2 protein-coding genes are annotated in these 650 nt (G+C 55.8%); one reads left to right on the top strand and one right to left on the bottom strand.

The features are described from left to right. The first annotated feature begins 211 nt into the window (after nt 1-211). Entirely contained in the window at nt 212-388 is a 177-nt protein-coding gene (locus tag AACS18_RS20250; protein WP_005337712.1) for a hypothetical protein, read from the top strand. A gap of 72 nt (nt 389-460) precedes the next feature. On the opposite strand, the gene AACS18_RS20245 is transcribed toward AACS18_RS20250, so the two are convergent. Then, on the bottom strand, nt 461-650 hold a 190-nt coding region (locus AACS18_RS20245; protein ID WP_258228775.1), incomplete at its 5' end, for an isocitrate/isopropylmalate family dehydrogenase.

Raw genomic sequence — 650 nt, 5'->3', positions numbered from 1 at the left:
AATTTCCCCAAGTTGGTCAGTTTGTGCTAAAATGGCGCTCATTTTTTGACATCTCGCGTCACGTTCGCCGCCAGATTGCCCATCGGGCTCTCTGCCCGAGTCGTGACTCTGCACCATCATGCCTGATGATGTTCCCCCCAGGATGAGCCGACAGGCTCCCGTCAAGGTGGGCGGGCACCCTCAAGGGCACATGAGATAAGGAGATCGGGTAATGAAACAATATCAAAGCTGGCTGGGAGATTATCTGATGAGTCGACGTGACGGAGATCACGCGATGGCTTCGGAACTTGCCAACACCATCTGCGCCTTCTGGAAGGCCCAGGGTGATGAAGCAGAAACCAGCAAATGGCAGCAACGCTATCAGCAACACGTAGAGCAGGCGCAATAAGCCCCTGCACTCTTTCGCGATAAAAAAACCGGCGCACATGGCGCCGGTTTTGCGTTTCTGGCAAGCAGCAGATTACATCTGGTCGATCATGTCCTGAGCAAACTGGGAGCAGGAGCGCAGGGTGGCCCCTTCCATCAGACGCTCGAAGTCATAGGTGACGGTCTTGTTGCGGATCGCCGCTTCCATCCCCTTGATGATGAGATCGGCCGCTTCAACCCAGCCCATGTGGCGCAGCATCATCTCGGCGGAGAGGATGAGGGAG

Source organism: Aeromonas sp. HMWF015 (assembly GCF_963878965.1).
GTDB classification, from domain to species: domain Bacteria; phylum Pseudomonadota; class Gammaproteobacteria; order Enterobacterales; family Aeromonadaceae; genus Aeromonas; species Aeromonas veronii.
This window is presented reverse-complemented; position numbering and strand designations above follow the sequence as displayed.